The organism is Alsobacter soli (assembly GCF_003004785.1).
GTDB lineage: Bacteria > Pseudomonadota > Alphaproteobacteria > Rhizobiales > Beijerinckiaceae > Alsobacter > Alsobacter soli.
In genome coordinates, this window is the sequence record NZ_PVZS01000014.1 from 1 (window position 1) to 25,877 (window position 25,877).

Sequence of the window (25,877 nt, forward strand, 5' to 3'; positions counted from 1 at the left end):
GCGGGCCGGGGCGGGGGCGGCGGGGCTGCGCGCTCGGGCTGGACCGGCCTGGCGACAGGCTCGGGACGCGCCGGACGGGCCGGCTCGGGCCGCGCTTCGGCGCGCAGCACGGGCTCGGGCCGCATCGCGGGCTCGGGACGGAGGACCGGATCGGCGCGCAGGTCCGGCTCCGGGCGAATCACGTCGGGACGCCGCGGCGGGGGAGGCGGCGGATTGCGCTGAGGCTCGGGCGCAGGCCGCGGCGGCATGGCGGCGACGGGCGGCACGGGCGCGTTCGCGGCGACGGGCTGCGGCTCTGGCCGGGGCTCCGGACGGTGCTCCGGACGCTGGGGCTCGGGCCGGTGCGTCTCAGGGCGCGGCAGGTCCGGGCGAATCGTCTCGGGCCGCGGCAGATCGGGCCGCGTCGGCTCCGGCCGGGCCGGCTCGGGGAACATGTCGCGCGCCGCATGCCCGGCGCGCACAATGGTCGGCTCGATCACGAGGTCGTTCGGACCTCCGATCATCAGGAGGTGTTCCACGTTGTCCCGCCGGATGATCACCAACTGGCGCTGCCGGTCGAGATCATAGGCGTCAACCACGCCCAGGCGCGGCTGCCGGTTGCGGGCCACGCCGCCAGGCAGGTTCAGCCGGGCGCCTGCGACGCGCCGCAGCAGCAGCGCGAAGAGCGCCAGCAGGATGAAGATCACGACGAACGCCACGGCCCACACCGCCGGCGTCGGCAAGTTCATTCCGAATATCGATTGCAACGCTGAAACACTCCCAACACGCGCGCCTGCGGGGCCCCACCCGCAGCCTGAACATAACACGCATTTTTTCGCTTGCGTGCGTCAAGCCCCCAACACCCGCGCTCCACCGGAACTCGTTTACCGCCCATTAACCATGCGGGCGGCATTTTTTGCCCACCTGCCTCGGAGACCGCCATGAGCGGAATGGGACTGTCCCTCGTCGACCAGCTGAAAACGCGCATGCAGTGGCTGCAGACGCGGCAGAAAGTGCTGGCCGAAAACGTCGCGAATGCGGACACGCCGAATTTTCGTCCGAAGGACCTCAAACCGTTCGAGCTTTCCGCCGGGGGCGGCGGCGTCCGCCTGGAGGCGACCAGCCCGGGGCACCTCGGCGGCGCTGCGGGCGGCTCGGCGCCCGGCTCCCGCGGGGCGGCCAAGTTCGAGACCCGGCCTTCCGGCAACGCGGTCTCGCTCGAGGACGAGATGACCCGGCTCGCCGACACGCAGATGGACTACCAGACGGTGGCGAGCCTCTATTCGAAGAGCCTCGGCATGATCAAGATCGCCATCGGCAAGAAGGCCTGACGCATCATGGACTTCCTGCGCTCGCTCTCGATCGCCGCCTCCGGCCTCAAGGCCCAGGCCGGCCGCATCCGAATCATCTCCGAGAACATCGCCAACGCCGATTCGACGGCGCTGAAGCCCGGCGGCGAGCCCTACCGGCGCAAGATCCCCACCTTCGACCATCGCTTCGAGCGCGAGCTCGACGCGCAGACGGTCGCGATGGGGCGCGTCCGGCGCGACCCGAAGCCGTTCGAGGTGAAGCACGAGCCCGGGCACCCCGCGGCGGACCGCAATGGCGACGTGAAATACCCGAACGTCAACCCGCTGATCGAGCAGATGGACATGCGCGAGGCGCAGCGGAGCTACGAAGCCAACCTGAACGTCATCAGCAGTACGCGCCGCATGCTGGCGAAGACGCTCGAGATCCTGCGGGCGTAAGCGCCCGCGACCTGACGGAGACCCGCCATGGCCAGCCCCACCTTCGCGGCCGGCGCCTACGCCGCCACGCAGCGACTCGCGACCCCCACGGCCGGCAAGGCCGTCGCCGGCGCCCAGGGCGGAAGCTTCGCGGACGCGCTCACCAACGTGCTGCAGACGGTGGCCGACGCCGGGAAACAGGCCGACCAGCAGGCCGCCAAGGCCGCGGCGGGCAAGGCCGACATGGTGGACGTCGTCACCGCGGTGGCCGAATCGGAGACCGCTCTCGAGACGCTGGTGGCCGTGCGCGACCGCGTGATCTCCGCCTACGAGGAGATCATGCGGATGCAGATCTAAGGGGCTCGAGCCTCTCCCCGGGCGGGGAGAGGAAGACGCAGACGCCTCGCCGTCATCCCCGGGACTTTCCCGCGGATTGACGCGGGCGGCGGGGCGTGGATGGCCGGGACAAGCCCGGCCATGACGGGAGAGGTTCTTCGCCGTGTTCGTCGTCCCTGCGATTGTCGAGGGATCCACGCGGTCGGCGCGGGCGCGGATGGCCGGGACAAGCCCGGCCATGACGGAGAGAGGTTCTTCGCCGTGTTCGTCATCCCCAGGCTTGTCCCGGGGATCCACGCGGTCGGCGTGGGCGTGGATGGCCGGGACGAGCCGGCCATGACGGAGAGAGATCGAGTGCGGTTTGCGCCGTCATCCCCGGCCGGAGCCGCGGAGCGGCGGAGGGGAAGGGGATCCAGGGGCAACCTGGCGCCCCCTCTTCGGTGACGAGAGCCCGGCAGGCCCCCGCGCTGTCCTGCAAGGGCGGAACCGGGCAAGCCCGGCGCGGGCGGCCCTGGATCCCCTTCCCGGCGCTTCGCGCCGCCGGGGATGACGGGGAGAGGGCTGAGAGGCGTGTGCGAGAAGACGAAGCGGGTCTTGGGGCCCAAGAGAGCGGGGGCGCAGTGACGGGACCGGAAGTTCTGGATGTCGCGCGGGACGGCATCTTCACGTTTCTCAAGGTGGCGAGCCCGCTGATGCTCGTGGCGTTGGCCGTGGGCGTGGTGATCTCGCTCGTGCAGGCGCTGACGCAGATCCAGGAGCAGACGCTTGTCGCGGTGCCGAAGATCATCGTGCTGGGGCTCGCGATGCTGCTGCTTCTTCCGTTCATGGGCGACGCGCTGGCGGGATACATGACGCGGGTCGCGGCGCGAATCGCAACAGGCGGTTAAGGTGACCGCCGTCGCGCAGGCGGGATGGGGCCCGCCGCTCCCAGCCGGGACTGCGCGGGGCGGGGCTTGGATGTCGTTCACCTTCGGGCCGGGGATCGCGGCCCTGTTCATGATCGTGTTCGCGCGCGTCGGCGTCCTCGTGATGCTGATGCCGGCGCTGGGCGAGCGCATGGCCCCGGCGCGGGTGCGGCTGGCGCTGGCGATCTTCCTGTCGCTCGCCATGACGCCGACGGTGCGCGCCGCCCTGCCGCCGCAGGCGACGCAGGGCAATGCGGTGTTCACGACGCTTTTCCTGGAGCTCGCCATCGGGCTGATGATCGGGCTGTGCGCCCGCATCGTGGTGGCGAGCCTGCAGACGGCGGGCAACTTCGTGTCCCAGGCGCTCGGGCTCGGCTTCGCCGAAACGGTGGACCCGTCCCAGGGCGGCCAGGCGGCGGCGCTCGGCAACCTGCTCACCATGCTGGGCGTCACGCTGCTGTTCGCCACGGACGGGCACCACGTGGTGATCGCCGCCATCGGGGGCAGCTACGCGGCGCTGCCGCCCGGCGCGCCGCCGCCTCCCGGGGACGCGGCCATGCTGGCGCTCTCCACCATGGGCAAGGGCTTCGCCATCGCCGTGCAGGTGGCGGCGCCGTTCATCGTGTTCGGGGTGATCATCAACCTGGGGCTGGGCGTGCTGTCCCGGCTCATGCCGGCGCTGCAGGTGTTCTTCCTGGGCATGCCGGCGACGATCCTGATCGGCTTCGTCATCCTGCTCGCGTCCATCGGGCTGATGATGGGCATCTTCCTGCGGGAGGTCTCCGACTTCCTGGTCCCGTTCGCGACGCCGGGGTGACGCATGGCGGACACCGACCAGGAAGACCGCACAGAAGAGCCGTCCCTCCGGCGCCTGCAACAGGCGATCGAGCGCGGCGACGTCGCCAAGAGCCAGGAGATCAACACCTGGTTCGTGCTGGCCGGCGGCACGCTGGCGCTCGCCGCCGTGGGGGACACGGCGGCCGGGTCGCTCAAGGGCATGCTGCAGGGGCTGCTCTCCCAGGCGGGGAACGTGCCGGCGGAGCCGGGGGCGCTCAAGGCCTACGGGACATACGCCCTGTGGGCCGGGCTGTCGGCGCTGGCGCTGCCGCTGGGCGTGATCCTCTTCGCCGGGCTCGCGGGCGCCATGGCGCAGCACCGGCCGATGATCACCACGGAGCCGCTGGCGCCGCAGCTGTCGCGCATCTCGCCCATGGCGGGGTTCAAGCGCGTCTTCGGCAAGGAGGCCTTCGTCCAGTTCCTGAAGGGGCTGCTGAAGATCGGCGTGGTGGGGGCGGCGATCTACATGGCGGTGTGGCCGGAGATCGCCCGCATGGAGAGCTTCGCCACCCTGGACGTGGCGCTGCTGCTGCCGGCCGTGAAGGCCGAGGCGCTCACGCTGATGAAGGCGGTGCTGATCATCTACGCGGTGATCGCCGGGGGCGACTACGTCTACCAGCGCATCAGCTGGTACAACCGCCAGCGGATGACCAAGCAGGAGCTCAAGGAAGAGCACAAGGAGACGGAGGGCAATCCCGAGGTGAAGGCCAAGCTGCGGGCGCTGCGCGCCAAGCAGGCGCGCCAGCGCATGATGGCCAAGGTGCCCCAGGCCACGGTGGTCGTCATGAACCCGACCCACTTCGCGGTGGCGCTGCAATACGAACCCGGGATGCAGGCGCCGCAGTGCGTGGCCAAGGGCCTCGACGCGGTCGCGCTGCGCATCCGCGCGCTGGCGGAGGAGAACGGAGTGCCCGTCGTTGAAAATCCGCCGCTCGCCCGCGCGCTTTACAAGGCGGTTGAACTCGATCAGGACATCCCGGTCGAACACTACAAGGCCGTGGCCGAAGTGATCGGCTACGTGATGCGCCTGCGCCGGAGGCGCGCATGACGGCGGCGGACGGATGGACCATGGCTTCACGTGACCGGGCAGGACAGGACGCGATGATCGCAGGCGCGCCCGCCGCCGGGGCGGACCGGCCGCAGCGCTCCGGCAGCGCCGTGATGCTGCTGGCGCTCGCCGGCGTGCTGGTGGGCGCGGCCATCGCGCTGTCGCTGGTGGCGAGCGAGAAGGCGCAGCCGCTGATCATGGGGCTGCTCGCGTTGCTCGCCGTGGTGGGCGTCTTCGCCCTCTTCGCCGGGGCGGTCGGCATCGTGGAGTTCGCCGGCAAGACCAGCCGCAACGACCTGACCAAGTCGGTCGCCGACAGCGCCGCCGAGGGCCTGCTGGTGGTGGAGGCGGACGGGCGCGTCGCCTACGCCAACGGCGCCTACCTGCGCTTCGCCGGGGCGCGCAGCGCCGACGCGGCGCTCACCGCGGAGCGGCTGTTCACCGGCTCCGCGGACGTGTCGGAGGCCATTTACCGCCTGGCCCAGGCGGCGCGGGAGAGCAAGAGCGCCTCCGAAGAGATCCGCCTCTCGCCCCCGCTCGGCGCCCTGGAGGGCGTGGCCTGGTACCGCGTTCGCGTGCGCCCCGTGGACCGCCCCACTGGCCGGCGCGCCACGCTGTGGACCATCGCGGACGTGACCCGCGAGCGCGAGCGGCAGGAGAACGTCTTCCAGGAACTCCAGCACGCCATCGACTACCTGGACCACGCGCCGGCGGGCTTCCTGTCCGTCGACGCCGCCGGCGACGTCATCTACATGAACGCCACACTGGCGGGGTGGCTGGACTACGACCTCGCCCAGTTCGGCTCCGGCGGGCTGAAGCTGTCGGACCTGGTCCCCGGCGACGGCGGCGCGCTGCTCACCGGCGTGATGGGCGGCGCCGGCGAGGTGCGCACGGAGATCCACGACCTCGACCTGCGGCGCCGGGGCGGCCAGTCCCTGCCGGTGCGGCTGTTCCACAGCGTGGCCTACGCGTATGACGGCACGCCCGGCCCCTCGCGCACGCTGGTGCTCAACCGCTCCGCCGGCGAGGACGTGGCCGAGGGCCAGCGCGCCGCCGAGGTGCGCTTCGCGCGCTTCTTCAACAACACGCCGCTCGCCATCGCGACCATCGACCGGCACGGCCGCATCGCGCGCACCAACGGGCCCTTCGCCAAGCTGTTCGGCGGCGCCTTCAAGGGCCACGACGCCGCGGAGGCGCGCACCATCCAGGCCGTGGTGGCGGACCGCGACCGCGAACAGCTCACGGCCGCCATCGCGTCCGCCGCCCAGGGCCGTGGCGACATCGCGCCCATCGACCTGTCGCTCGCCGGGGAGGGCACCCGCTCGGCCCGCTTCTTCGTCACCGCGGTGGAGCACGAGGCCGAGGACGGCGAGGCGGGGATCGTCTACGCGCTCGACACCACCGAGCAGCGGGCGCTGGAAGCGCAGTTCGCCCAGGCGCAGAAGATGCAAGCGGTGGGCGAGCTCGCCGGCGGCGTGGCGCACGACTTCAACAACGTGCTGCAGGGCATCATGGGCTACGCCGACCTGCTGCTCGTGAACCACCGGCCGACCGACCCGTCCTTCCAGGACATCATGCAGATCAAGCAGAACGCCAACCGGGCGGCCGGCCTCGTGCGCCAGCTGCTGGCGTTCTCGCGCCGCCAGACCCTGCGGCCGCAGGTGATGCATTTCGGCGAGGTGCTCTCCGACCTGGGCATGCTGCTGAAGCGCCTCCTTGGGGAGCGTGTGGAGCTCGACGTGCGCCACGGCCGCGACCTGTGGCCGGTGCGGGCCGACCTCACCCAGTTCGAGCAGGTGATCGTCAACCTGGCCGTGAACGCGCGCGACGCGATGCCCGAGGGCGGGCGCCTCGCCATCCGCACCAGCAACGTGCACGCCACCGAGCCGGTGGCGGCGGGCGAGCAGGTGATGCCGGCGGCGGACTACGTGCTGATCGAGATCCAGGACAGCGGCACCGGCATCCCGCAGGAGATCATCGAGAAGATCTTCCAGCCGTTCTTCACCACCAAGGAGGTGGGCAAGGGCACGGGCCTGGGGCTCTCCATGGTGTACGGCTTCGTCAAGCAGTCGGGCGGCTACATCTTCTGCGACAGCGAGGTCGGGCGCGGCACCACGTTCCGCATCTACCTGCCCCGCCACAGCGGCGAGGAGCACGCCGAGGAGGCCCCGGCCGCCGCGGCCGGCGCCAAGGGCGACGCCAAGGCGGTCGCCCCGGCCAAGCCGAAGCCCAACGCCGACCTCACCGGCAACGGCACCGTGCTGCTGGTGGAGGACGAGGAGGCCGTGCGCGCCTTCGGAGCCCGCGCGTTGGCCCAGCGCGGCTACACCGTGCTGGAGGCCGCCTCCGGCGTGGAGGCTCTGCAGGTCTTCGACGAGCAGGGCGGCGCGATCGACCTCGTGGTCTCGGACGTGGTCATGCCCGAGATGGACGGCCCCTCGCTGCTCCGCGAGCTGCGCAAGCGCGACGGCAAGGCCAAGGTGATCTTCGTGTCCGGCTACGCCGAGGAGGCCTTCAACAAGAACCTGCCGGACGGGGAGGATTTCTCCTTCCTGCCCAAGCCCTTCACGCTGAAGCAGCTGATCGAGGCGGTGAAGACGGCGCTGGGGTGAGGCGGCGCACGCCCTCCCCGCGCGGGGCGAAGGTGGCGCGAACTCCCGGGCCGCGCCCGTAACGCTTTCATGCTTCCCCTCCACCGTCATCCCCGGGCTCGTCCCGGGGATCCACGCCTTCGGGCAGGACATGGATGGCCGGGACGAGCCCGGGGATGACGGCGGCGGCAGGTCCATGCGAGATCCGCGCCGAAGTTCCGTGCGAGTTTCATGCAATCCCGCCACCGTCATCCCCGGGCTCGTCCCGGGGATTTACGCCCTGGGGGCAGGGCGTGGATGGCCGGGACAAGCCCGGCCATGACGGCGGCGGCAGGTCTATACGAGATCCGCGCCGAAGTTCCGTGCGAGTTTCATGCAATCCCGCCACCGTCATCCCCGGGCCCGTCCCGGGGATTTACGCCCTGTGGGCAGGGCGTGGATGGCCGGGACAAGCCCGGCCATGACGGCGGCGGCAGGTCGATACGAGATCCGCGCCGAAGTTCCGTGCCGGCTCCATGCAATTCCCCCGTCATCCCTGGGCTCGTCCCGGGGATCCACGCCCTCGGGCAGTGCGTGGGTGGCCGGGACAAGCCCGGCCATGACGGCGGCGGCAGGTCGATACGAGATCCGCGCCGAAGTTCCGTGCGAGTTTCATGCAATCCCGCCACCGTCATCCCCGGGCTCGTCCCGGGGATTTACGCCCTGTGGGCAGGGCGTGGATGGCCGGGACAAGCCCGGCCATGACGGCGGCGGCAGGTCTATACGAGATCCGCGCCGAAGTTCCGTGCCGGCTCCATGCAATTCCCCCGTCATCCCTGGGCTCGTCCCGGGGATCCACGCCCTCGGGCAGTGCGTGGGTGGCCGGGACAAGCCCGGCCATGACGGCGGCGGCAGGTCGATACGAGATCCGCGCCGAAGTTCCGTGCCGGCTCCATGCAATTCCCCCGTCATCCCTGGGCTCGTCCCGGGGATCCACGCCCTCGGGCAGTGCGTGGGTGGCCGGGACAAGCCCGGCCATGACGGCGGCGGCAGGTCGATACGAGATCCGCGCCGAAGTTCCGTGCCGGCTCCATGCAATTCCCCCGTCATCCCTGGGCTCGTCCCGGGGATCCACGCCCTCGGGCAGTGCGTGGGTGGCCGGGACAAGCCCGGCCATGACGGCGGCGGCAGGTCGATACGAGATCCGCGCCGAAGTTCCGTGCGGGCTTCATGCAATCCCGCCACCGTCATCCCCGGGCTTGTCCCGGGGATCCACGCCCTGGGGCAGTGCGTGGATCCCCGGGACAAGCCCGGCCATGACGGGCTAGAGCAGCGAGGATCCTGGTCAGCGACGCCAGCGTGGCGCGGGTTCCGCAGCATCGGGCGGGTGGAGTCATGGTTGTAGTGGGTAGAACAAAAAAAGAACTTGCGAGCGAGAACAAAGCGTGATCAGATCGGCTTGTCTCGGTTGAGACTCGTTTCTCGCTCGTGCCATAAGGATCGCCTGCAATGTCGCAACCCTCTCTCCGACTCGTCGAAGGGCAATCCATGGACAAGGCCAAGGCGCTGGACGCAGCGCTCTCGCAGATCGAACGCTCCTTCGGCAAGGGGTCGATCATGCGGCTGGGCAAGAACGAGAAGGCGGTCGAGATCGAGACCGTCTCCACCGGCTCGCTCGGCCTCGACATCGCGCTGGGCGTCGGCGGCCTGCCGCGTGGCCGCGTGATCGAGATCTATGGCCCGGAATCGTCGGGCAAGACGACGCTGGCGCTCCACACGGTGGCCGAGGCGCAGAAGCGCGGCGGCGTGTGCGGGTTCATCGACGCCGAGCACGCGCTCGACCCGGTCTACGCCCGCAAGCTCGGCGTCAACCTGGAGGACCTGCTCATCTCCCAGCCGGACACCGGCGAGCAGGCTCTGGAGATCACGGACACGCTGGTGCGCTCGGGCGCCATCGACGTGCTCGTGGTCGACTCGGTGGCCGCGCTGGTGCCGCGCGCCGAAATCGAGGGCGAGATGGGCGAGGTGCAGCCGGGCCTGCAGGCGCGCCTAATGAGCCAGGCCCTGCGCAAGCTCACGGCCTCCATCTCCCGCTCCAACTGCATGGTCATCTTCATCAACCAGATCCGCATGAAGATCGGCGTCATGTACGGCTCGCCCGAGACGACCACGGGCGGCAACGCGCTCAAGTTCTACGCCTCCGTGCGCCTCGACATCCGCCGCGTTGGCTCCATCAAGGACCGCGAGGAGGTGATCGGCAACACGACCCGCGTCAAGGTGGTGAAGAACAAGGTGGCCCCGCCGTTCAAGCAGGTCGAGTTCGACATCATGTACGGCGAGGGCGTGTCCAAGGTGGGCGAGCTCATCGACCTCGGCGTCAAGGCCGGCATCGTCGAGAAGTCCGGCGCCTGGTTCTCCTATGACAGCCAGCGCCTCGGCCAGGGCCGCGAGAACGCCAAGGGCTTCCTGAAGCAGAACCCGGACGTGGCCGCCAGGATCGAGGCCCAGATCCGCCAGAACGCCGGCCTCCTGGCCGAGCGCATCCTCGACAGCGTCAGCCCGACGGCCGAAGACCTGGACGAAGGCGAGGCCTGAGAAACCGCCGTCCGGGCGATCCGCCCGCCCGAGCCCGCACGGCGCCGCTTCCCCCGAGCGGCGCCGGTTTTCGTTTGGAGAACACGCCTTTCCACCGTCATTGCGAGGAGCGCAGCGACGAAGCAATCCAGGCGCCGGATCCGATGAGCGACATAGCAGAGCGTTCAGGAGAAGTTCTGGATTGCTTCGCTTCGCTCGCAATAACGGTGAAGAGCGGCGCCGAGGCTCACCCTCCCCTTAAGGGGGAGGGTCGGCCCGCAGGGCCGGGGTGGGGTGAGGCAGGGCGTGGAGAGCAACGCTGCAGGTCCGGTCGCGCTCGCCAGGCGCAGGCCACCCCACCCCGCCGGACTGGGCCCGACGACCCTCCCCTCGAGGGGAGGGTGGGCACACGGCCCGTCCGGGCAGGAGCGTCCTCACCGAAAACCCTTGATCTTTCCGGCATTGCGGCCACGAAACCGGTTTCCATTGTGGCGGCGCATGCACTACAAACGCGGCGAGATCAGTCCAGCGGCCCGACGGCCGCCCACTTCGAGCGACACATGAGCGGCGTCAACGAGATCCGATCCACCTTCCTGGACTACTTCGCCAAGAACGGCCACGAGATCGTGCCGTCGAGTCCGCTCGTGCCGCGCAACGACCCCACCCTGATGTTCACGAACGCCGGCATGGTTCAGTTCAAGAACGTCTTCACCGGGGTGGAGAAGAGGCCTTATTCGCGCGCGGCCACGTCGCAAAAGTGCGTGCGCGCCGGCGGCAAGCATAACGACCTCGACAACGTGGGCTACACCGCCCGGCATCACACCTTCTTCGAGATGCTGGGCAACTTCTCCTTCGGCGACTACTTCAAGGAGCGGGCCATCGAGCTCGCCTGGAACTTGGTCACCAAGGAATACGGCCTCCCGGTCGAGAAGCTCATGGTCACCGTGTACCACGAGGACGACGAGGCCCACTCGCTCTGGAAGCGCATCGCCGGCCTGCCGGACTCCAAGATCGTCCGGATCCCGACCTCGGACAACTTCTGGGCGATGGGCGACACCGGCCCCTGCGGGCCGTGCTCCGAGATCTTCTACGACCACGGCGACAAGATTCCCGGCGGCCCTCCCGGCTCGCCGGACGAGGACGGCGACCGCTTCATCGAGATCTGGAATCTCGTGTTCATGCAGTATGAGCAGGTCGCGCCCGGAGAGCGCCTGCTGCTGCCCAAGCCTTCCATCGACACCGGCATGGGCCTGGAGCGCATCTCGGCCGTGCTGCAGGGCACGCACGACAACTACGAGACCGACCTCATGCGCGCGCTCATCCGCGCCGTCGCCGAGGCGACGGGCGTGGAGCCGGGCCGCGCCAGCCACAAGGTCATCGCCGACCACCTGCGCGCCTCGGCGTTCCTGGTGGCGGACGGCGTGCTGCCCTCCAACGAGGGCCGCGGCTATGTCCTGCGCCGTATCATGCGCCGCGCCATGCGGCACGCCGAGCTGCTCGGCGCCCGCGAGCCGCTGATGTACCGCCTGGTCCCCGCCCTGGTGCGCGAGATGGGCCACGCCTATCCGGAGCTGGTGCGCGCCGAGCCGCTGATCACCGAGACGCTGAAGCTGGAGGAGACCCGCTTCCGCAAGACGCTGGAGCGCGGCCTCGCCATCCTGGACGAGGAGACCCGCAACCTCGGGGCAGGCCAGAGCCTCAAGGGCGAGGTGGCCTTCACGCTCTACGACACCTATGGCTTCCCGCTCGACCTGACGCAGGACGCGCTGCGCTCGCGCGACATCGGGGTCGACGTGGAGGGCTTCAACGCCGCCATGGAGCGCCAGCGCGAAATGGCGCGCGCCGCCTGGGCCGGCTCGGGCGAGGCCGCCACGGAGGCCGTCTGGTACTCCGTGAAGGAGAAGGTCGGGGCGTCCGAGTTCCTGGGCTACGACACGGAGACCGCCGAAGGCGTGGTGACCGCGCTGATCCGCGACGGCCAGCCGGTCGACGCGCTCGAGGCCGGCCAGGACGGCGTCGTGCTCCTGAACCAGACGCCGTTCTACGCCGAATCCGGCGGCCAGGTGGGCGACACCGGCCGCATGCACTCGGCGGACGTCTCGGTCGTCGTGAAGGATACGCAGAAGAAGCTTGGGGACGTGTTCGCCCATTCGGTGACCGTGCAGAGCGGGACGCTGCGGGTGGGCGAAGCGCTGGAGCTCGAGGTCGACCACGACCGCCGGGGCGCCATCCGGGCGAACCACTCGGCCACGCACCTGCTCCATGAGGCGCTGCGCCAGGTGCTGGGCGACCACGTCGCCCAGAAGGGCTCGCTGGTGACGCCCGACCGCCTGCGCTTCGACTTCTCGCACCCCAAGCCGATCAGCGAGGAGGAACTCGACCAGGTCGAAGCCATCGTGAACCGCGTGGTGCGGGAGAATGATCCCGTGGTCACCCGCCTGATGGGCGTGGACGAAGCGATCGAGTCGGGCGCCCGGGCGCTGTTTGGCGAGAAGTATGGTGACGAGGTGCGCGTGGTCTCCATGGGCGGCCCGCGTCATCCCGGCTCCAACGCGCCGGCCTTTTCGGTGGAGCTGTGCGGCGGCACCCATGTGCGCCGTACGGGCGACATCGGCGTGGTCAGCATCGTGTCCGAGGGCGCGGTCGCGGCCGGAGTGCGGCGCCTGGAGGCCATGTCGGCCGAAGGAGCCCGCCGGCATCTCGTGGACGACAGCAAGCGCCTGAAGGGAATCACGGGGCTTATCAAGGCGCCGGCCGCGGAGGCGACGGACCGCCTCGCAGCGCTCCTGGACGAGCGCCGCAAGCTGGAGCGCGAGCTGGCCGAGGCCCGCAAGGCGCTCGCCATGGGCGGCGGCAAGGCCGGCGACGCGGCCGTGAAGGAGGTCAACGGCGTCAAGCTGATGGCCCGCGCGGTGGCCGGCGTCGAGATGCGCGACCTCAAGGGCCTCGCCGACGAGGGCAAGAAGCAGGTGGGCTCCGGCGTCGTGGCGCTGGTCGCCACGGCCGAGGACGGGAAGGCCGGCGTGGTGGTGGCGGTGACGCCCGACCTCACGGGCCGCTTCAACGCCGTGGACCTCGTGCGCATCGCCTCCGAGAAGCTCGGCGGCAAGGGCGGCGGCGGCCGGCCGGACATGGCCCAGGCGGGCGGCCCGGACGGGTCCAAGTCTGGTGAGGCGCTCGCCGCCATCGAGGCGGCGATCGGCGCGGCTTGAGGGCGCTTCGGCGTCATTCCCCCAAGGCCCGCCTCGCGCGGGCGCGCCACCGCGCCTACGAGATCCTGGAGCAGGCGGTCCCCGGCGACCGCCTCGCTTCCGCGGCGCACGCCTTCATCATCGCCTGGATCGTGGCGAGCGTCGCCTCCGTGGTGCTCGAGTCCGTGCCGCGCCTGCGGGCGGGCTACGAGCCGATCTTCGTAGCCGTCGAGTTCTGCTCGGCGCTCGTGTTCACCGTGGAATACGCCCTGCGGCTCTGGGCCTCGGCGGAGCATCCCGCCCTGCGGCACCTGCCTCACTGGCGGGCGCGCCTCCGGCATGCGCTGACGCCGGCTGGGGTGATCGACCTCCTGGCGATCCTGCCGTTCTACCTGGCCTATTTCGTCGCCGCGGATTTCCGCGTGCTAGTGGTGTTCAGGCTGCTGCGCTTCCTCAAGCTGATGCGCTACTCGCCGGGCATGCGCTCGCTGACGGAGGCGATCTACGCCGAGCGGCGGGCGCTGGCGGCGTGCCTGGTGATCCTGGGCAGCCTGGTGATCACCACGGCCGCGGTGATGCATCTCGCCGAGGCGGACGCGCAGCCGGACAAGTTCGGCACCATCCCTGACGCGATGTGGTGGGCGGTGATCACCCTGGCCACGGTGGGTTATGGCGACGTGGTGCCGATCACGCCGCTCGGCAAGCTCATCGCGGCGGTGACCGCTCTCATGGGCCTCGTGATGCTGGCGCTGCCGGTGGGCATCGTGGCGACCGCCTTCGCGGAGGTGATCCACAGGCGCGAATTCGTGGTGACGTGGGGCATGATCGCCCGGGTGCCGCTGTTCTCGGACCTGTCGGCCGAGGAGGTGGCGGCCGTGATGCGGCTGCTGCGCTCCAAGACGGCGCAGCCGGGCGAGGTCATCGTGAGCCGGGGCGAGGTCGGCCACAGCATGTACTTTATCGCCGGCGGGCAGGTGGAGATCGAGACCCAGCACGGCAAGCGGCACCTGCTGGGGGAGGGGCAGTTCTTCGGCGAGATCGCCATCCTGCGCAACGCGCGCCGCACGGCCACCATCCGGGCCGTGGTGCGCTCGCAGTTGCTGGTGCTGGACGCCGCCGATCTGCGCAAGCTCATGGACAATCGACCCGATATCGCTGCGCGCATCCGCCAGATCGCCAGCGATCGCGCCGCACAGGCCGAGGCCGCCCCGGGCAACCTGTCGGAGCATCCGTTCCACGACGTTTAGGCGTCGCTGCCCCGGACGATCCGCTCGCGATGATGGAGCTTCGCCCAGAAAAAAGGGAGCGCGTCGCCGCGCTCCCTTCGGATTCGGCCTGGACCTGAGGGTCAGGCGGCCATGGCCTTCTGGAGGTTCTCGTCGATCTTGTCCAGGAAGCCCGTGGTGGATAGCCACTTCTGGTCGGCGCCGACCAGCAGGGCGAGGTCCTTGGTCATGAAGCCGGCCTCGACGGTGTCGACGCAGACCTTCTCGAGCGTGCTGGCGAAGCGGGCCAGCTCGGCGTTGTCGTCGAGCTTGGCGCGGTGCGCCAGGCCGCGGGTCCAGGCGAAAATGGAGGCGATCGAGTTGGTCGAGGTCTCCTTGCCCTTCTGGTGCTCGCGGTAGTGGCGGGTCACGGTGCCGTGGGCGGCCTCGGCCTCCACGGTCTGTCCGTCCGGCGTCATCAGCACGGAGGTCATCAGGCCGAGCGAGCCGAAGCCCTGGGCCACGATGTCGGACTGCACGTCGCCGTCGTAGTTCTTGCAGGCCCAGACATAGCCGCCGGACCACTTGAGGGCCGAGGCCACCATGTCGTCGATCAGGCGGTGCTCGTAGGTGAGGCCGAGCGCGTCGAACTTCGCCTTGAACTCGTTCTGATAGATCTCCTCGAAGATGTCCTTGAAGCGGCCGTCATAGGCCTTGAGGATCGTGTTCTTCGTGGAGAGGTAGACCGGATACTTGCGCATCAGGCCGTAGTTCAGCGAGGCGCGGGCGAAGTCGCGGATCGAGTCGTCGAGGTTGTACATCGACAGCGCGACGCCGGCGCCCGGGAACTTGAAGACCTCCTTCTCGATCACCTGGCCGTCGTCGCCCTCGAACTTGATCGTGAGGCGGCCCTTGCCGGGGACCTTGAAATCGGTGGCGCGGTACTGGTCGCCGAAGGCGTGGCGGCCGACGACGATCGGCTGGGTCCAGCCCGGCACCAGGCGCGGCACGTTCTTGCAGATGATCGGCTCGCGGAAGATCACGCCGCCCAGGATGTTGCGGATGGTGCCGTTGGGCGACTTCCACATCTCCTTGAGGTTGAACTCCTTCACGCGCGCCTCGTCCGGCGTGATGGTGGCGCACTTCACGCCCACGCCGACCTTCTTGATGGCGTTCGCGGCGTCGACCGTCACCTGGTCGTTGGTGGCGTCGCGGTTCTCGACCGAGAGATCGTAATACTGGAGGTCGATGTCCAGGTAGGGGTGGATCAGCTTGTCCTTGATGTACTGCCAGATGATCCGGGTCATCTCGTCGCCGTCGAGTTCGACGACCGGGTTCGCCACCTTGATCTTCGCCATCGTGGAAAGCCTTTCCTCAACCTAGGGCGTGCGCGGAAAACGGCGGCCCGCCCGCAGGGGCCGGCCGGGTCGGCGCACCTCATAGCACCGCGACCCGGGGCGGCAAAGCGCGCCTTTGGTGGGGAATGGGCGCTGTTTGCAACTGGGCCGTGCGCCTGTGAGCCTGGGGGAAAAGGCCGGTTCAGGCTGGCCCTGCCTCCCTCCCCACAGGGGGAGGGGGAAGTCGCGGCGAGCGGCCTCGACTTGTTCTCGATTGTTTAAGGTAGGCGCTCGATGCCGGTTCGGTCGAGGCTGGCCAGGGCCTCCGCCACGCGCACGCCATCCACGGTCAGGTCCGGTGCGATCTCGGCCAGGGGGACCAGCACGAAGGCCCGCTCCAGCATGCGCGGGTGGGGCAGGGTGAGGTCCGGGCCGTCCTGCCGCACGCCCTCGTAGGCCAGCACGTCCACGTCGATGAGCCTCGGCCCCCAGCGCTCGGCGCGGATGCGGCCCATGTCGCGCTCCACCGCGAGGGCCAGGGCGAGCAGGTCGGCGGGGGCGAGATCGGTCTCAACCTCCGCGCACGCGTTCACGAACCAGTCCTGCGCCACCGGGCCCCAGGGCGGGGTGCGATAGTCCGACGAGCGGGCGACCAACCGGGCGCCGCGCGCCTCCAGGCGCCCCAGCGCCTCCGCGACCGCGGCGCGCTTAGCGGCGGCGTCCGGCCCGATATTGGCGCCGAGGCTGAGCCAGGCCCTAGCCACGGCGGCGCTCGATCTCGACCGACACGGTGTCGAGGATGTGCTGCACGGGCGCCTCGGGCTTCTCGACCTTCACGGTCACAGCCTGGACGCGGGGTTGGGCGGCCAGCACCTCGGCGGCGATGGCCTCCGCCAGGCCCTCGATGATGCGGAAGCGGCGCTGGGTGGCGATGCCGACCACGAGGTCCGCCAAGGCGCCGTAGCAGACCGCCAGGCTGTAGTCGTCCGCTTCGCCGGCCGCACGCAGGTCGAGCTCGCACACGAGCGTGATGAAGAAGCGCTGCCCCAGCCGCTCCTCCTCGGGCAGCACGCCGTGGCGGGCGTAAACCGCGAGGCGGGACAGGGTGATGCGGTCGGTCATCGGTCGGTTCCTCGAGAGCGGTCCGGGCTGTTGGCCTTTTTCGTCCTTGCGAGGAGCGGAGCGACGAAGCCATCCAGGGAGCCTAGCGGCCAACCCTGGATTGCTTCGCTGCGCTCGCAATGACGGTGGAGAGACATGGCGCGGTCTGTTTCACGCCGACGCGCGCCAGAGCGCGTCCAGGGTGCGGATGGCGTCCACGTGGGCCTTCACGTCGTGGGCGCGGATGATGTCCGCGCCGCCCGCCACGGCGGCGGCGTGGGCGGCGAGGGTGCCGAAGAGGCGGTCCTTGGGGGCGATGTCCTCACCGAGGACGCGGCGCAGGAACGATTTGCGCGAGGCGCCGACGAGCACGCGGAAGCCGAAGGCCTTCAGCTCCGCGACCCGGCGCAGGGCGTCCATGTTCTGCTCCCAGCTTTTGCCGAAGCCGATGCCGGGATCCAGCACCAGACGGTCCTCGCGCAGGCCGGCCGCCTGGGCGAGGGCGATCGTGCGATCGAAGAAGCGGCGGAACTCGTCGATGATGTCCAGGGAGGCGTCGATCGACTCGCGGTTGTGCATGGCCACCACGTCACAGTCGTGGTCCGCGGCCACGCGGGCCATCTCGGGGTCGCGCTGCAGGCCCCAGACGTCGTTGATGATCCGGGCGCCCGCGGCGAGAGCCTTGCGGGCCGTGTCTGCCCGGTAGCTGTCGATGGAGATCGGGACGGGCAGGGACGGGGCCAGCGCCTCGATCACGGGCAGCACGCGGCGCTGCTCCTCCTCCGGGCCGACGGGCTGGTGGCCGGGGCGGGTGGATTCGCCCCCGAGGTCGACGATGTCGGCGCCCTCGGCCGCCAGCTGCTGGGCGTGGCGGATCGCGACGGCGGGATCGAAGAAGTCGCCGCCGTCCGAGAAGGAGTCCGGCGTGACGTTGACGATGCCCATGATGAGGGTGCGGCCGGGGCGTCGGGCCGGGGCGGCGGGGGTCGGCATGGCTGTCCCAAGTGGCGTTCGGGCGGCTGCTTATCGGCTCAATCGGCGTTCCTGTCGAGAAGGACGCGCAAAACGGGCTCCCCTGAGGGCGTCCTCATCCTGTAAAGGCTTGCCTCGCCTGCCGCTGACGAGACCCCGACATGCCCGGAGCCGGAACCGACCACACCCGCCAAGCCCTCTCGGGCGGGCCCGCCATCATCCTGGTGGAGCCGCAGCTCGGCGAGAACATCGGCATGGCGGCCCGCGCCATGGCGAATTTCGGCCTGTCCGAGATGCGCATCGTCCGGCCGCGCGAGCGCTGGCTGAACCAGAAGACCCGCGCGGCGGCCGCGGGGGCGGAGTTCCTGCTGGACCAGGCGCAGGTGTTCGGGTCCCTGCAGGAGGCCGTCGCCGACCTCCATTTCACCTACGCCACCACGGCCCGCGAGCGCGGGCAGGGCAAGGAGGTGGTGGGACCGGCGCAGGCCGGGCCGGTCCTGCGCGGGCGCGTGGCGGACGGGCAAAAGGTCGGAATCATCTTTGGGCGGGAGCGCACCGGTCTCGAGAACGACGACATCGCGCTCGCGGACGCGATCCTCACTTATCCGGTGAACCCGGGCTACGCGTCTCTCAACCTGGCCCAGGCCGTGCTGCTGGCGGGCTACGCCTGGATGGCGGGCGCGGAGGCGCCGCTGCCGTTCGAGCGCAAGGAGAAGTGGGGTCCGGCCTCGCGCGACATGCTGCTCAGCTTCTTCGAGTACCTGGAGGACCAGCTCGAGGAGCGCGGCTTCTTCCGCCCCGCCCACAAGCGGCCGGTGATGAGCCGCAACCTGCGCAACATCTTCCACCGCATGCAGCTCTCCGAGCAGGACGTCCGGACGCTCCGCGGCATGGTAGTGCGCCTGGTGGAAGGCCCGCGCGAGCCGCAGACGAAAAAGCGCCGCGGCCCGAAGCAGACGCCGAAGGGGACGAAGCCGGGCACACCCGAGGCGCGGGGGGAATAGGGCGGCGCGGACGCAGGTCCCGGACCCCGGGAAAGTTCATGCTTCGGCATTCCGCTCTCAGCCGTCATCCCCGGCCGGAGCGCCGAAGGCGCGGAGGGTGAAGGGGATCCAGGGCGGCGCGCGGCGTGCTCCCCCGCTGCTACCTTCAAACGCTCGCGTCGGGGTGACCCGGTTCACGGCCGAATTTTTGGATCAGCCCCCTGGATCCCCTTCCCGGCCTGCTGCGCAGGCCGCCGGGGATGACGGTGGAGAGGTGGCAGGCTGGCGTCTGAAAGGCTTTCGCCCGTCATCCCCGGGCTTGTCCCGGGGATCCACGCGGAGCGGCCGGGCGCGGACGGCCGGGACCAGCCCGGCCATGACGGAGAGATTCGGCGCCGGACATTTTGGGGCGCCGGGAGGCTTTCGCCCGTCATCCCCGGGCTTGTCCCGGGGATCCACGCGGGACGGCCGGGCGTGGATGGCCGGGACAAGCCCGGCCATGACGGAGAGAATCGGCGCCGGACATTTTGGGGCGCCCGGAGGCTTTCGCCCGTCATCCCCGGGCTTGTGCCGGGGATCCACGCGGGACGGCCGGGCGTGGATGGCCGGGACAAGCCCGGCCATGACGGAGAGAATCGGCGCCGGACATTTTGGGGCGCCCGGAGGCTTTCGCCCGTCATCCCCGGGCTTGTCCCGGGGATCCACGCGGAGCGGCCGGGCGCGGATGGCCGGGACCAGCCCGGCCATGACGGAGAGGGGCACGCTGGAGGGTCTCGTTACCGCCCGTTAACGCGCGCCGGTTGTACTGGCTTCACCAACGAGCGTGGGCGCCATGCGGGTCGATCTTTGGGCGGGAATTCAGTATCACGGCGTCGCCATGTCCCCGCCGCGCGCGCCCACCATCCTCATCTTCGATTCTGGCCTCGGCGGACTCACGGTTTTCCGGGAAGTGCTGAAGGCGCGTCCTGACGCGCGGTTCGTCTACGCGGCGGATGACGCGGGCTTTCCGTATGGCCGGCTGGACGAGGCGACGCTGGTGGCGCGCGTGGTCGCCGTGATCGAGCGCCTTCTGGCGACCCACCAGCCGGACCTGGTCGTGATCGCCTGCAACACGGCGTCCACCCTGGTCCTGCCGGCGCTGCGGGCCCGGTTCCCGATCCCGTTCGTCGGGACCGTGCCGGCCATCAAGCCCGCAGCGGAGCGATCGCGGACGCGGCACATCGCCGTGCTGGCCACGCCCGGCACGGTGAAGCGGGACTACACCCAGGCGCTGATCGACGAGTTCGCCGGGACCTGCCGGGTGACGCTGGTGGGGTCTGTCGCGCTTGCGGCGCTGTGCGAGGCCGTCCTGAAGGGCGAGGACGTGCCTGACGCGGCGCTCGCGGCGGAGCTGGCGCCGTGCTTCCCGGAAGGCGATCCGCGCACCGACGTGGTCGTGCTGGGCTGCACCCATTATCCGCTGGTCCGGGATCGCCTGGAGCGCCTGGCGCCATGGCCGGTCACCTGGATCGACCCGGCGCCCGCCATCGCGCGGCGCGTCGTGCAGCTCATCGGCGCCCCGCTGCTCGCCCACGAGAGCGAGGACGACGCCACCATGGTTCTGACCGGCGGACACGGCGTGACCGCCGCGCTGCGGCAGGCGCTCGAGGCGTTCGGGCTGCCGCGCGTCGAGGTGGAGCCGATGCCGCTGGCCGGGGTGGCGTGAGGCTTCGGGCCAGCCACGGTAAAGCTGGAGGCGCGCAGGCACGCCTGAAATCCGTCATTGCGAGCGGAGCGAAGCAATCCAGAGCGGCGCCAAGCCCCCTGGATTGCTTCGTCGCTTCGCTCCTCGCAAGGACGAGGCGGGTTTGACTCGGCCAGCAGCTTTCTGTATCAGCACCCCCGTGACGCGGGCCGGGTTTGGCCCGCGTTGCTTTTGACGCACCCGTGGTCCTGCGCGAACGCTCGCAAGGGGCCTGTCGGCCGAGCCGCAAGGCGAGGCAGAGGAGGGCGCGTTCCTCATCCAACACCAACACCAAGAGGAACCGCGATGACGAAGCGCGTTCAGGCCAAGTACAAGATCGACCGCCGCCTCGGCCAGAACATCTGGGGCCGTCCGAAGAGCCCCGTGAACCGCCGCGAGTACGGCCCCGGCCAGCACGGCCAGCGCCGCAAGGGCAAGCTCTCCGACTTCGGCACGCAGCTGCGCGCCAAGCAGAAGCTGAAGGGCTACTACGGCAACATCTCCGAGAAGCAGTTCCGCAAGTACTACGAGGAGGCGCTTCGCCTGAAGGGCGACTCCGGCGAGAACCTGATCGGCCTGCTCGAGCGCCGCCTCGACGCGGTGGTGTTCCGCTCCAAGTTCGTCGCCACCCCGTTCGCGGCTCGCCAGTTCGTCAACCACGGCCATGTGCGCGTGAACGGTCGCCGCGTCAACATCGCCAGCTACCAGGTCAAGGTCGGCGACGTGATCGAGGTGAAGGAAGCTTCGAAGCAGCTCGCGATCGTGCTGGAAGCCAGCCAGCTCGCCGAGCGCGACGTGCCGGACTACATCGAGGTCGACCACTCCAAGATGACCGCCAAGCTCTCCCGCATCCCGGGCCTCGCCGAGGTTCCGTACGCGGTGCAGATGGAGCCGAACCTGGTCATCGAGTTCTACTCGCGCTGATCTCCGATCCATCCGGATCAGGAAGGGCCGCCGCTTGGCGGCCCTTTTTGTTTTGATGCGCGCAATTTGAGGGGATGTGCAAACGGGGGTTTCAAGGCCTCTGGTTATGCAAGCTTAGATTGTATTTCGGAGCTGGATCATGCCCCCCCGTTCCCCCAGGCTCGCCCTTGCCGCGCTGATCGCCACGCTGGCGATTCCCTTCGGCGCCATGTCGGCGCGGGCCGAAACCGCGTGCCCCGAGCTCACCGCCGACCTGCGCGGGATGACGCTGAAGTACCAGCGCATCATGACCGACATGCAGGACGCCCGGCGCGCGCTCGCCTACCTGCCCCGCGGCGAGGAGGCCGTCATCCGGGCCGTGGGGCGCTTCGCCTCGCTGACGTCGGCGGCCCGGGCCGAGCGGGAGCGGATCCTGGCGCTGTATCGCACGGCCGTGAGCCAGGAGTGCTGGCAGTTCGAGCAGGCCAGCCTGGAGCAGACGCAGGAGACCTTCGCGCGCGCCACGGCCGGCGAGGAGGAGACCCTCACAGGCACCCGGCGCGTCCTGTCCGGGGTGGCGAACGTCATCAAGTAGGACGACCGCTCGCCACCGAAGATTACACGGCAGGCGCTGCGCCCGCGAAACGTTTGTCGAATGCGACCGGCTTCGAAGGCGTTTCCGCAACGGGCGGCGCGGTATGACACGGCGTATCCAGAACGGAGCCGGCGTCATGAAGTGGTTGGTTGTCGCATCTCTCCTCGTCGCAGGGACAGGCGTCGCGCGGGCGGAGGATTGCGTGTCCCATGGCGGGGCCATCCGGCGGGAAACGCTCGAATACCTGGCCAGGATGGGCGACCTGCGCAGCCAGGGCCTGGCTGCGGCGCCCGGCGACGCCGGCAAGGCGATGCGGGGGATCGCCCGGTTCGGGGCGGCGCACATCGACGTGGAATTGCGCCGCAGGCGCATCCTGGCGCTCTACGAGCGCATGGTCGCGCTGGAGTGCCCGCGTCACACCGAGGCGGGGCTGGAGCTCACGCGCAAGCATTTCGAGGAGCTCAGGGCGCAGGAGCGCGCCGCGCTCACGCCGTTGCTCCCCGAAGCTCAGAACCGCTGGACCTCCGGCGCGCCGGCGCCCTCGAACTCCAGGCTGTAGCGCGCGCCCGCGGCGTCCGTCGCCTGGCAGTCCAGGGTGCGCTTGCCGCCGGCCTCGCCCGCCAGCTTGCAGGAGCCCTTGGCCTCGATGTGGGGCGCGTTGGGATCCGAGCCGACATACACGCGCGACACGCGCAGGTTGGCCAGGGGCTCCGCATCGCCCTTCGGGCCTTCGCCCACGAAGGTGAGGGCCGACTTGCCGTCGGCCATGCCGATCATCACCAGCGTGCGGTTGTTCTTGAGCCGAGTCACGAGGACGCCGCCCTTGGGGTTGCAGGCGCCGGGCTTGCCGGCGATCGTCAGGGCCGTGCAGCGGCCCTGCAACGCGGCGATGAGGTCAAGCTTGACGTCGTCCGAGCCCCGGGCGGGCTGCCAGGCCGCGAGGCTCGCCGATCCCATGGCCAGCATCGCGGCCGCGGTGGAGGCGAGGGTCTTCATCATCGTTGTCCTTCCGGCGCGGATTGCGTGCGCCATCCTGTGGACCGATTCCCCCTGAAACTGCATAGTCAAGGTTGTGCTCCGGCGGTTTGTCCCCCGCTATGCGTCTGCGGCCGTGTCGTGGCGACCACATCCGCCCGCGGGGACCAAATGGCGCCGACCGCGGTGCGGTTCGGTGCGCCTTCGCACAAGCCGGCTGAACGAGGCGCCAGCTTCGTGCTAGACAACGCGCAAGGGTTCCGGGAGTGGCGCCGATGAAGCTACTTGTGATCGAAGACGATGTTGAAATGGCGGAAGACGTCGCTTCGCGCCTGCGCGAGCTCGGCCATTCGGTCGAGGTGGTGACAGACGGAAAGCAGGGCCTCGCGGCCGCCTTCGCCGAGCCCTACGACGCCCTGATCGTGGACCGCATGCTGCCCTCGCTGGACGGGCTGTCGCTGGTGCGGACCCTGCGCAAGGACGATGTGCGGACGCCCGTGCTGTTCCTGACCACGCTCGCCGGCATCGACGACCGCGTGGAGGGCCTGGAGGCGGGCGGGGACGACTACCTGGTCAAGCCCTTCGCCCCGGCGGAGCTGATCGCGCGGGTCAACGCGCTCGGGCGCCGCGCCAAGCTGGGCGCGGCCGAAACGCTGCTGAAGGTGGGCGACCTGGAGCTCGACCTCGTGAAGCGCACCGTTACCCGCGCGGGGCAGCGCATCGACCTGCAGCCGCGGGAGTTCCAGCTGCTGGAGTTCCTGATGCGGCACGCCGGGCAGGTGGTGACGCGCACGATGCTGCTGGAGAACGTGTGGGAGTTCCACTTCGACCCCCAGACGAACATCGTCGAGACCCATATCAGCCGCCTGCGCAGCAAGGTGGACCGGGATTTCCCGGGCATGCTGATCCAGACGGTGCGAGGAGCCGGATACCTGCTTCGTGACCCTGCCTAGGTTCACGCGAACCGCGGCGTTCCGGCTCGCGCTGCTCTATGCGGCGATCTTCAGCGTCTCGACGATCGCGCTGTTCGCGTTCACCTATTGGCGCGTGCAGGCCTTCGGCGCCGAGCAGATGCGATCCTCGCTGGCGACCGAGATGGCGGCGCTGGCCGAGGAGCACAGGCGCGCGGGCCTCGACAGGTTGCGCCAGGAGGTGGACGCCCGCGGCAACGCTGCAGAATCGCGGTCGAGCTACTACCTCCTGCAGGGCGCGGACGGCAGCCGGATCGCCGGAAACACCCAGCCCGGCCCGGCGCTGGAGGGGCTCTACGAACGCAAGGTGGCGCCCCTGCACCGGCGCGAGGCGAGCGGCGAGCCGCAGGAGCTCGCCCTGTTTCGGGGCGCCGTCCTGCCGACGGGCGAATACCTGGCGATTGGGCGCGTCCTCACGGACCTGCAGGACCTCGACACCCTGGTGCTGCGCGCGTTCCTGGGCTCCCTGGCGGTGACCGTGGTGCTGGCGCTCGCCGGCGGCCTGCTGCTCGGCGCGGGTTTTCTGCGCCGGATCGAGGCGATCAACCGGACGGCCCGGACCATCGTCAGCGGACGGCTGTCGGAGCGCATTCCGCTCCAGGGATCCGACGACGAGCTCGACCAGCTGTCCGGCAACCTCAACGTCATGCTGGACCGCATTCAGGACCTGATGGAGAGCATGCGGCAGGTCTCCAACGACGTGGCGCACGACCTGCGGACGCCCCTGGCCCACCTGCGCCGCCGGCTCGAGCGGCTCAACCGCATGGTGAAGGACCCCGCGCACCAGGACGAGGTGGAAGCGGCGCTGGCCGACATCGACAACATCCTGGGCACCTTCCAGGCCCTGCTGCGGATCGCGCAGATCGAGACGGGATCGCGCCGGGCCGGCTTCCGCACCTTCGACCTGTCCGCGGTGTTCGAAACAATCGGCGACGCCTACGGCCCCGTGGCCGAGGACCGCTCGCAGCGGCTGGTGACCCGGATCGCGCCGCGCCTGTCCTATGCGGGAGACCGCGAGCTCACGACGCAGATGCTGGCCAACCTCGTGGAGAACGCCATGCGGCACGCTCCCCCGGGCTCGACGATCGGGGTGGAGTTGTCACCCGGGGCGGACGGCAGGCCTGTGGGCGTCATCTTCGACGACGGCCCCGGCATTCCGGCGGATGAACGGGACAAGGTGTTCAGGCGGTTCTACCGCCTCGAGCGCAATCGCACCACGCCCGGAAGCGGGCTTGGACTCAGCCTTGTGGCGGCAGTCGCCGAACTGCATGGCATCCGGGTGACGCTGGAGGACAACCGGCCGGGGCTGCGGGTGATGCTGCGCTTCTGACGCTCACGCCGGCCGAGCCGCCCTTTGGCCGACGGCCAACTCCAGCGCCTCCGCCAAAGCGAGAGCCGTGGCGTTCTGGCTCTCGTTCGGACCGGAGCGGATGATGGACGCTATCGCCTGGCCGTGACCTTGCGCCAGCCCGCCCGCTCCCGGACCCGAGAAGCCTCCGTCCAGCAAGCGCGCGAGGCTTGCGGCGATGCGGCTCGCGATCGGATACCCCAACTGGATGGCGTTGGCCTCGAAGTCTCGGGCGGCGCGACGCAGCGCGGCCAGCGTGCCCTGCTCTGGCCGGTCGACGAAGGTGTCCAAAGCCTGCAGGAGCTTGGCCAACTCATCCATGATCCAGCCGTGGAAATTTTCCTGGAGATCATCGAAGCGGTTTTGAGCCCGCGCCAGCGCGGCCTCGTCTGAACCTGGCTTCAGCGCGCGCAAGCGACGCGGGGCGAAAACCTGGTGAGTGGGTTTGGAGCGGTGGTCAGACATCGCCGGACAAGCTTCAATCACATTGACTGTTGTCAATTCAAATCCATAACATCTGGTGAATTTGTCAGATTTTGCTCTGCCCGTAGCCGCTTTCAACCAACAGTCTCGATAACGATACTTTCAGGTGTGAAA

23 protein-coding genes and 1 pseudogene are annotated in these 25,877 nt (G+C 69.8%); 17 read left to right on the forward strand and 7 right to left on the reverse strand.

The features are described from left to right. Positions 1-728 (reverse strand): annotated as a pseudogene (locus SLNSH_RS24900) (flagellar biosynthetic protein FliO); the annotation flags it as partial. A gap of 192 nt (positions 729-920) precedes the next feature. Between SLNSH_RS24900 and flgB the strand changes: the two are divergent. The 10 genes from flgB (at position 921) to SLNSH_RS13850 (ending at position 14,414) form a co-directional block, all read left to right on the forward strand. After that, entirely contained in the window at positions 921-1,310 is a 390-nt protein-coding gene (gene flgB, locus SLNSH_RS13800; RefSeq protein ID WP_106337595.1) for a flagellar basal body rod protein FlgB, read from the forward strand. A gap of 6 nt (positions 1,311-1,316) precedes the next feature. Continuing rightward, on the forward strand, positions 1,317-1,727 hold the full coding sequence (flgC, locus tag SLNSH_RS13805) for a flagellar basal body rod protein FlgC (protein ID WP_106337596.1): 411 nt from the start codon (positions 1,317-1,319) through the stop codon (positions 1,725-1,727). A 27-nt stretch (positions 1,728-1,754) separates the two neighbouring features. Next, positions 1,755-2,063, forward strand: coding sequence for a flagellar hook-basal body complex protein FliE (gene fliE, locus SLNSH_RS13810; protein WP_106337597.1), 309 nt, complete (start codon positions 1,755-1,757; stop codon positions 2,061-2,063). Positions 2,064-2,662: 599 nt separating this feature from the next. Further along, positions 2,663-2,929: a flagellar biosynthetic protein FliQ gene (locus SLNSH_RS13815; protein WP_106337598.1), complete on the forward strand. Its 267-nt coding sequence runs from the start codon at positions 2,663-2,665 to the stop codon at positions 2,927-2,929. A gap of 70 nt (positions 2,930-2,999) precedes the next feature. Continuing rightward, on the forward strand, positions 3,000-3,764 hold the full coding sequence (gene fliR, locus SLNSH_RS13820; RefSeq protein WP_106337599.1) for a flagellar biosynthetic protein FliR: 765 nt from the start codon (positions 3,000-3,002) through the stop codon (positions 3,762-3,764). A gap of 3 nt (positions 3,765-3,767) precedes the next feature. Then, the gene (gene flhB, locus SLNSH_RS13825) at positions 3,768-4,832 is read left to right on the forward strand and encodes a flagellar biosynthesis protein FlhB (protein ID WP_106337600.1); all 1,065 of its coding nucleotides are present in this window, start codon (positions 3,768-3,770) and stop codon (positions 4,830-4,832) included. A 20-nt stretch (positions 4,833-4,852) separates the two neighbouring features. Beyond that, complete coding sequence (gene cckA, locus SLNSH_RS13830) at positions 4,853-7,444, forward strand: cell cycle histidine kinase CckA (RefSeq protein ID WP_106337721.1); 2,592 nt, start codon at positions 4,853-4,855, stop codon at positions 7,442-7,444. Positions 7,445-8,911: 1,467 nt separating this feature from the next. Further along, a complete protein-coding gene (gene recA / locus SLNSH_RS13840; protein WP_106337602.1) occupies positions 8,912-9,997 on the forward strand; it encodes a recombinase RecA in 1,086 nt (361 codons plus the stop codon). Between the two features lie 539 nt (positions 9,998-10,536). Next, a complete protein-coding gene (alaS, locus tag SLNSH_RS13845; protein WP_106337603.1) occupies positions 10,537-13,188 on the forward strand; it encodes an alanine--tRNA ligase in 2,652 nt (883 codons plus the stop codon). After that, positions 13,185-14,414, forward strand: a complete 1,230-nt coding sequence (locus SLNSH_RS13850) for a cyclic nucleotide-gated ion channel (protein WP_106337604.1) — start codon at positions 13,185-13,187, stop codon at positions 14,412-14,414. Before alaS ends, SLNSH_RS13850 begins: the two co-directional genes overlap by 4 nt. A 101-nt stretch (positions 14,415-14,515) precedes the next feature. On the opposite strand, the gene SLNSH_RS13855 is transcribed toward SLNSH_RS13850, so the two are convergent. The 4 genes from SLNSH_RS13855 to folP all read right to left on the reverse strand — a co-directional run bounded on the left by SLNSH_RS13855 (position 14,516) and on the right by folP (position 17,803). Beyond that, positions 14,516-15,730, reverse strand: a complete 1,215-nt coding sequence (locus tag SLNSH_RS13855; protein WP_106337605.1) for an NADP-dependent isocitrate dehydrogenase — start codon at positions 15,728-15,730, stop codon at positions 14,516-14,518. A gap of 257 nt (positions 15,731-15,987) precedes the next feature. Beyond that, positions 15,988-16,473, reverse strand: a complete 486-nt coding sequence (gene folK / locus SLNSH_RS13860) for a 2-amino-4-hydroxy-6-hydroxymethyldihydropteridine diphosphokinase (protein WP_106337606.1) — start codon at positions 16,471-16,473, stop codon at positions 15,988-15,990. Continuing rightward, positions 16,466-16,831, reverse strand: coding sequence for a dihydroneopterin aldolase (gene folB, locus SLNSH_RS13865; protein WP_106337607.1), 366 nt, complete (start codon positions 16,829-16,831; stop codon positions 16,466-16,468). Before folB ends, folK begins: the two co-directional genes overlap by 8 nt. Before the next feature lie 150 nt (positions 16,832-16,981). Next, positions 16,982-17,803 carry a dihydropteroate synthase gene (folP, locus tag SLNSH_RS13870; protein WP_106337608.1) on the reverse strand — a complete coding sequence of 274 codons (822 nt, stop codon included), beginning with the start codon at positions 17,801-17,803 and terminating at the stop codon, positions 16,982-16,984. Positions 17,804-17,943: 140 nt separating this feature from the next. On the opposite strand from folP, the gene SLNSH_RS13875 reads away from it, so the two are divergent. The 5 genes from SLNSH_RS13875 to SLNSH_RS13895 all read left to right on the forward strand — a co-directional run bounded on the left by SLNSH_RS13875 (position 17,944) and on the right by SLNSH_RS13895 (position 22,545). After that, on the forward strand, positions 17,944-18,786 hold the full coding sequence (locus SLNSH_RS13875) for an RNA methyltransferase (protein WP_106337609.1): 843 nt from the start codon (positions 17,944-17,946) through the stop codon (positions 18,784-18,786). Between the two features lie 811 nt (positions 18,787-19,597). Further along, the gene (gene murI, locus SLNSH_RS13880; RefSeq protein WP_106337610.1) at positions 19,598-20,470 is read left to right on the forward strand and encodes a glutamate racemase; all 873 of its coding nucleotides are present in this window, start codon (positions 19,598-19,600) and stop codon (positions 20,468-20,470) included. Positions 20,471-20,794: 324 nt separating this feature from the next. After that, positions 20,795-21,412, forward strand: coding sequence for a 30S ribosomal protein S4 (gene rpsD / locus SLNSH_RS13885; RefSeq protein ID WP_106337611.1), 618 nt, complete (start codon positions 20,795-20,797; stop codon positions 21,410-21,412). Between the two features lie 139 nt (positions 21,413-21,551). Next, positions 21,552-21,986 (forward strand): hypothetical protein, encoded by a 435-nt coding sequence (locus tag SLNSH_RS13890; RefSeq protein WP_106337612.1) that lies wholly within the window; start codon positions 21,552-21,554, stop codon positions 21,984-21,986. A gap of 136 nt (positions 21,987-22,122) precedes the next feature. Then, entirely contained in the window at positions 22,123-22,545 is a 423-nt protein-coding gene (locus SLNSH_RS13895; RefSeq protein ID WP_106337613.1) for a hypothetical protein, read from the forward strand. Here SLNSH_RS13895 and SLNSH_RS13900 read toward each other — a convergent pair. Next, complete coding sequence (locus tag SLNSH_RS13900; RefSeq protein ID WP_146140264.1) at positions 22,494-22,982, reverse strand: hypothetical protein; 489 nt, start codon at positions 22,980-22,982, stop codon at positions 22,494-22,496. The genes SLNSH_RS13895 and SLNSH_RS13900 overlap by 52 nt on opposite strands. Positions 22,983-23,236: 254 nt before the next feature. Between SLNSH_RS13900 and SLNSH_RS13905 the strand changes: the two genes are divergently transcribed. Both SLNSH_RS13905 and SLNSH_RS13910 read left to right on the forward strand, forming a co-directional pair. Then, a complete protein-coding gene (locus tag SLNSH_RS13905; protein ID WP_106337615.1) occupies positions 23,237-23,914 on the forward strand; it encodes a response regulator transcription factor in 678 nt (225 codons plus the stop codon). Then, a complete protein-coding gene (locus SLNSH_RS13910; protein WP_106337616.1) occupies positions 23,901-25,262 on the forward strand; it encodes a sensor histidine kinase in 1,362 nt (453 codons plus the stop codon). Before SLNSH_RS13905 ends, SLNSH_RS13910 begins: the two co-directional genes overlap by 14 nt. 3 nt (positions 25,263-25,265) lie before the next feature. Here SLNSH_RS13910 and SLNSH_RS13915 read toward each other — a convergent pair whose 3' ends face one another. Beyond that, the gene (locus tag SLNSH_RS13915; RefSeq protein ID WP_146140265.1) at positions 25,266-25,841 is read right to left on the reverse strand and encodes a hypothetical protein; all 576 of its coding nucleotides are present in this window, start codon (positions 25,839-25,841) and stop codon (positions 25,266-25,268) included. Between the last annotated feature and the right edge of the window lie 36 nt (positions 25,842-25,877).

Excerpts from the sequence above, each read along its gene's own strand:
- flgB (WP_106337595.1), top strand. The coding sequence starts at position 921 with ATGAGCGGAATGGGACTGTCCCTCGTCGACCAGCTGAAAACGCGCATG.
- flgC (WP_106337596.1), top strand. The coding sequence starts at position 1,317 with ATGGACTTCCTGCGCTCGCTCTCGATCGCCGCCTCCGGCCTCAAGGCC.
- fliE (WP_106337597.1), top strand. The coding sequence starts at position 1,755 with ATGGCCAGCCCCACCTTCGCGGCCGGCGCCTACGCCGCCACGCAGCGA.
- fliR (WP_106337599.1), top strand. The coding sequence starts at position 3,000 with ATGTCGTTCACCTTCGGGCCGGGGATCGCGGCCCTGTTCATGATCGTG.
- flhB (WP_106337600.1), top strand. The coding sequence starts at position 3,768 with ATGGCGGACACCGACCAGGAAGACCGCACAGAAGAGCCGTCCCTCCGG.
- cckA (WP_106337721.1), top strand. The coding sequence starts at position 4,853 with ATGGCTTCACGTGACCGGGCAGGACAGGACGCGATGATCGCAGGCGCG.
- recA (WP_106337602.1), top strand. The coding sequence starts at position 8,912 with ATGTCGCAACCCTCTCTCCGACTCGTCGAAGGGCAATCCATGGACAAG.
- alaS (WP_106337603.1), top strand. The coding sequence starts at position 10,537 with ATGAGCGGCGTCAACGAGATCCGATCCACCTTCCTGGACTACTTCGCC.
- SLNSH_RS13855 (WP_106337605.1), bottom strand. The coding sequence starts at position 15,730 with ATGGCGAAGATCAAGGTGGCGAACCCGGTCGTCGAACTCGACGGCGAC.
- folB (WP_106337607.1), bottom strand. The coding sequence starts at position 16,831 with ATGACCGACCGCATCACCCTGTCCCGCCTCGCGGTTTACGCCCGCCAC.
- folP (WP_106337608.1), bottom strand. The coding sequence starts at position 17,803 with ATGCCGACCCCCGCCGCCCCGGCCCGACGCCCCGGCCGCACCCTCATC.
- SLNSH_RS13875 (WP_106337609.1), top strand. The coding sequence starts at position 17,944 with ATGCCCGGAGCCGGAACCGACCACACCCGCCAAGCCCTCTCGGGCGGG.
- murI (WP_106337610.1), top strand. The coding sequence starts at position 19,598 with ATGCGGGTCGATCTTTGGGCGGGAATTCAGTATCACGGCGTCGCCATG.
- rpsD (WP_106337611.1), top strand. The coding sequence starts at position 20,795 with ATGACGAAGCGCGTTCAGGCCAAGTACAAGATCGACCGCCGCCTCGGC.
- SLNSH_RS13890 (WP_106337612.1), top strand. The coding sequence starts at position 21,552 with ATGCCCCCCCGTTCCCCCAGGCTCGCCCTTGCCGCGCTGATCGCCACG.
- SLNSH_RS13895 (WP_106337613.1), top strand. The coding sequence starts at position 22,123 with ATGAAGTGGTTGGTTGTCGCATCTCTCCTCGTCGCAGGGACAGGCGTC.
- SLNSH_RS13900 (WP_146140264.1), bottom strand. The coding sequence starts at position 22,982 with ATGAAGACCCTCGCCTCCACCGCGGCCGCGATGCTGGCCATGGGATCG.
- SLNSH_RS13905 (WP_106337615.1), top strand. The coding sequence starts at position 23,237 with ATGAAGCTACTTGTGATCGAAGACGATGTTGAAATGGCGGAAGACGTC.